This is a genomic window from Endozoicomonas ascidiicola (assembly GCF_001646945.1).
GTDB classification, from domain to species: Bacteria; Pseudomonadota; Gammaproteobacteria; order Pseudomonadales; family Endozoicomonadaceae; genus Endozoicomonas; species Endozoicomonas ascidiicola.
In genome coordinates, this window is record NZ_LUTV01000017.1 from 10,044 (window position 1) to 15,568 (window position 5,525).

The following is a 5,525-nucleotide window of genomic DNA, read 5'->3' on the forward strand; positions in this document are numbered from 1 at the left end:
AGTGTTAGTTTGAAACATTTGGTTGTTGATACCACATAGTGGCACTCAAGATAGTCCTGTTTAACCTGTGTTTAGAACTTGCGGATATTGTTGCTCATTAGTCAGCGTGACTTCGTTCGTCCTGAATAAATGGCGGTTTGAATTACCAATTAATTTGAGCATTAATAAGCTGTCAGCGGGAATTGCTGGGCGTAGGTAGTCACCGGTAATGGATAACGAGAGCTTTAGGCTTTAGGCTTTATGCAAAAGAAGATTTCAATATAGAGTACATAACGCCGATTCCTATCTGAATAGATTCCAACTATTCATGGAGAAGCCGGGAATGGGGCAGTTAACACATCTTGAGCGCGAGGAAACACTGGATAAGCTGATAGGCGACATTTCCCCTCATCTGCCGGTGGAGGAAATAGATCATTTTCGAGACTTTGCTTACCGGTATTATGCTCTGGATACCCATCAGGATCTCACCTCTGGCAATTGGCAGGATACGCTCGGTTCAACCCGCTCATTCTGGAACTTTATTTCCTATCATGACCCGGCAGCACCTCGGATTGAAGTAATCAACCCTGAATACAATCACCATGGCTGGCACTCGACCCACACGGTTGTTCGCATTTTGCATCGGGATATGCCGTTTGTCGTGGACTCTGTGCGCATGAAACTGAATGAAGTCGGTACCACCATTCACCTGCTGCGCAACGGTGTGTTGTATTCACGCCGATCAGAAGATTGCATGATGGTGTTCTCCGATGAGCGGGAAGAAGGCGAGTTTGTCAGCCGGGAAGCAATGCTCTATCTGGAAATTGACCGCTGCGAAGATCAGGAGGAACTGGATGGTCTGGCAGCGCAGCTGCAGGCGGTGTTGTCTGATGTCAGTCGTGTGGTGGACGACTTTCAGGACATGACCAATAGGGTTAAACAGCTGGCAGGGCAGGTGGGGAAAATGAAGTCGCTGCCGGGTGACCTGCTGAAGGAAGAAGACGAAGTTCAGGCATTTTTGAAATGGCTGCTGGACGACAATTTTACGTTTTTAGGTTATGAAGAATTTATCGTTGTTGATAAAGATGGACAACGAAAGCTAATCCGCCCACCGGAGCATCTTCGGGGGTTGTTAAGGCCTTCTGAACAGGGTGGATTCAAGCAATTATTGCTTCAGCCGTTTATCGAGCATGATTTTTTTGAACAAACGGAAAGGCTGTCGTTTTCCAAAGCGGCCATTCGATCCAGTGTTCACCGGCCAGCGTATCCTGATTTTATTACTGTCAGACGGTTTGATGAGCAGGGTCGTATTGTTGGCGAATCTCGCATTGTTGGGCTTTATACTTCTCCTGTGTATCGCAAAACTCCTTATGAAATTCCCCATATTCGTAATAAGCTTAATGACATTCTTCAACGTTCAGGTTTGGATCCACAAAGTCATCACGGGAAAGATCTGGTGCAAATTCTGGATATCTACCCTCGGGATGAATTGTTTCAGACGACGCAGGACGAATTGTACGAAACCGCCTTATCCATTTTGCGCATTCAGGAACGCAAGCAGATAAAGGTATTTATTCGTCAGGACCCTTATGGTCCATTTTGCTCAGCACTGGTTTTTGTACCCAGAGACATTTACAGCACCAGCTTTCGCAAACGGATCGAGGGGATTCTGTGTGAACGCCTTGAAGCTGAGGACAGTGAGTTTACAACCTATTTCTCAGAATCCATCCTTGCCCGGGTTCACTTTGTCTTTAAGTTAAAAAGTCGCATTGATTACAGCCTGGATATTATCACCCGGGAAGTGATTATGGCGGCAGCTTCCTGGAATGATGACCTCAGAGACGCTTCTTTAGAAGCGTTTGGTGAAGTGCGCGGTAATCGTCTGCTGGGGCAATTTGCTAATGGTTTCAGTGCGGCCTATCAGGAAGCGTTTACGCCACAATCAGCGGTGACGGACTTGCGTCATTTTGAGCTGATGCACGGTGAAAATCCTATTTCCATGGAGTTCTATCGTTCCCTGAATGATCAGCCGGATCAGCTGCATTTAAAGCTTTATCACTATGTGGAGCCTTTGCCGCTGGCGGATCAAATTCCCATTATCGAAAACCTTGGGTTAAGAGTTATTGGTGAATACCCTTATCTGATTCGGTCCAGCACCGGCGCGAAAATATATATTCATGATTTTCTGCTGAGTTTTGATAACCGGGTGTCGTTAGATTTTCAGAAGGTAGGCCCCGTTTTTCAGGAAGCCTTTGAGAAAATCTGGTTCAGAGAAGCGGAGAACGATCGCTTTAACCGACTGGTGTTGTCTGCCGGATTAAACTGGCGACAGGTGTCCATGCTGCGTGCTTATGCCCGTTATCTTAAGCAAATCGGGGTGGGCTTCAGTCAGTCTTATATTGCCGAAACGCTGTGCAATAACATCGATATTGCTCGATTGCTGGTGGCGTTGTTTGAAGTGCGATTTAATCCCAACCTTGCGTTGTCTATTGAGCAGCGGCTGGCGCGGCAGCAGCAGATTCAGCAAAAAGTCCTGCAATCACTGGATCAAGTGTCCGTACTGAGTGAAGACAAGGTGGTTCGTTGTTATCAGCATGTGATCAAAGCTACCCAGAGAACCAATTTTTATCAGGTTGATTCGTCCGGAGATCAGAAACCCTACATTTCTTTGAAAATGGCAGCCAGGGAGATTCCGGACATGCCAAAACCTGTCCCGTTGTATGAGATTTTTGTGTATTCCCCTCTGGTAGAAGGCGTTCATCTACGGGGTGGGAAAGTTGCCCGAGGTGGACTTCGCTGGTCAGATCGGGTGGAAGATTTCAGAACCGAAATCCTTGGGTTGGTGAAAGCCCAGCAGGTGAAAAACTCTGTGATTGTGCCTGTGGGTGCCAAAGGTGGGTTTGTGCCCAAACGCTTGCCAGTGGATGGCACCAGGGAAGAAATTCTTGAAGAAGGTGTGCGTTGTTATAAAACCTTTGTCCGGGGGCTATTGGATATCACCGATAACCTGGTGGATGGTCAGGTGGCGCAGCCCGAAAAAGTTGTCATTTATGATGACGATGACACATATCTGGTGGTTGCAGCGGACAAAGGAACCGCCACCTTTTCGGACATAGCCAACGAAATCGCTAATGAGTATCAATTCTGGCTGGGGGATGCATTTGCTTCCGGTGGCAGTGTGGGTTACGACCACAAGAAAATGGGCATCACGGCAAAAGGTGCCTGGGTGTCGGTACAACGACATTTCCGGGAACAGGGTGTCAATGTACAGGAAGATGTTATCTCGGCCATTGGTATTGGGGATATGTCCGGTGATGTGTTTGGTAACGGCATGCTCTGCTCCCAGACCATTGCTATGGTTGGGGCGTTTAACCATTTGCATATTTTTGTTGACCCGAACCCCGATGTGTTTCGCAGCTATGAAGAACGTTGTCGTCTTTTTGCGCTGCCCCGTTCGAGCTGGGCGGATTACAACCGGGATTTAATTTCCAGAGGCGGAGGCATCTTTTCACGACAGGCCAAGTCCATCTCAATCTCTGAAGAAATGAAAAAACGGTTTGCTATCGGTGCCAGCCAGTTACCACCCAATGAATTGATCCGCTGCATGCTACGGGCGCCGGTGGATTTATTATGGAACGGGGGGATTGGCACTTATATTAAATCCATGGATGAAACCCATGCTGACGTGGGTGACAAAGCCAACGATCCATTAAGAGTTAACGGTTGCGAGGTTCAGGCCAAGGTCATTGGAGAAGGCGGTAATCTGGGGGTTAGTCAGTTAGGGCGAATGGAATACGCCGCGTACGGAGGTCGACTGAATACCGACTTTATTGATAATTCCGCCGGGGTGGATTGTTCGGACCATGAGGTGAATATAAAAATCCTGCTTAATGACCGCGTGGTAAGCGGCGATATGACCGTCAAACAGCGTAATGAGTTGTTGGAAAGTATGACGGAAGAAGTCTCTACTTTGGTGCTCACCAATAACTATCGTCAGACTCAGGCCATCTCGGTGGTGGAATCCGACATTGCCACGCGGATGGGCGAATACCGTCGTTTTATGGAATATTTGGAAGAACAGGGTCGTCTAGATCGCAGTATTGAGTTCTTGCCAGATAATGAAACCATCACGGAGCGCATGGGGAGTAATAAAGGGCTAACCAGGCCAGAGTTGTCGCTGCTGGTGTCTTACAGCAAGTCTGATTTGAAAGAGGCGCTGTTAAACTCTGACATTATTGATGATGAATACCTGGCGCGGGAGGCCTTTACTGCGTTCCCCAGAGTGTTGGTCAGAGAGTTTCCCGAAGCCATTAAGCATCACCGCCTGCGTCGGGAAATTGTGGCAACCCAGATTGCTAACCACTTGATTGATATGATGGGCGTGACGTTTGTGCACCGTTTACAGATTACCACCGGAGCTTCAGCGCCAGAGATAGCCCGCGCCTTCAGCGTCAGTCGTGACATGTTCGATATTGCCTATTTCTGGAATTTAATTGAGAAGCTGGATCTGGTTGTGTCCAGTGAGTTGCAATATAAAATGATTGCCTCAGTGATCAAATTGCTGCGCAGAACCACACGCTGGTTGATACGTTTGAAACGTCAGGATTTGATAGCGGCGGATTGTGTGGCTCATTATCGGCCTAAGCTCCAACATTTCCTCGGCTGTTTTATGGAGGCTATGGGCAATGAAGAACAGGAAGAACTGAAGCAAGCCGTAGCTGACATGGTTTCCCAAGGGGTTCCGGAAGATCTGGCTCTGATGGTGACTGGTCAGCGTTATCTACTCAGTGCTTTGCCAGTGATCCGTGTTGCGGATGAAACCGGTGTGTCTCTTGATCTGGCGGTGAAAACATTCTTTGCGATTGGTTCTCGCCTTGAGCTGGATTGGTATGGCAAGGCGCTTTCCCAGTTAAAGGTCACCAGCCACTGGCAATCGCTTGCCCGGGATAGTGCACGAGACGAGCTGAATTGGCAGCAACGAAAACTGTCAGTGGGATTGATTCGCATGATCAGAGACAATATGTCGATTGAGCAGACGATTGATCAATGGATTGCCGATCATCAAGTGCTGGTCACTCGCTGGCAGACAATGCTGGGTGATATTCGAAATACGGCACAGGCCGATCTTGCTATGTTTTCTGTAGCTAATCGGGAATTGATGGATTTGGCCCAGGTGAGTTTGCATGGTTCAAATTTATAAGGGTGACGAAACGTTTGTTTCATTTTTTGCCCGTTTCAGGGACTCTGCAGCGTCCTCCGGCCATTTTTATGCGGTTCTTGGGGAAAACATGATGATTGCCATGCCTGTCAGTGACACGGATACACCGACAATATCCCATATCGTTGGGGTGCTCAGCCTGAATAATGTAGCAAGTATTTAAAAAGCATCTACTCTATTAGTAATTGACTACTGACGTTTATGTTTGCTGCCATGCCTGCCCAGATACTTTCTTCAAAAAACTCCGAAACCCAAGTTCTCATCACTATCCAGCATGGAAAGTCAATGTTGGAGTTTGAAGATCTGTTACAGGACGAGCTTAATGATG

At 47.7% G+C, this 5,525-nt stretch carries 2 protein-coding genes; both read left to right on the forward strand.

Translation table 11 applies throughout. The annotated features are described in order from the left end of the window. Positions 1–322 precede the first annotated feature (322 nt). Entirely contained in the window at positions 323–5,179 is a 4,857-nt protein-coding gene (locus tag AKL11_RS24105; RefSeq protein ID WP_067522896.1) for an NAD-glutamate dehydrogenase, read from the forward strand. Next, positions 5,163–5,360, forward strand: coding sequence for a hypothetical protein (locus tag AKL11_RS24110; protein ID WP_067522898.1), 198 nt, complete (start codon positions 5,163–5,165; stop codon positions 5,358–5,360). Before AKL11_RS24105 ends, AKL11_RS24110 begins: the two co-directional genes overlap by 17 nt. The last annotated feature ends 165 nt before the right edge of the window (positions 5,361–5,525 follow it).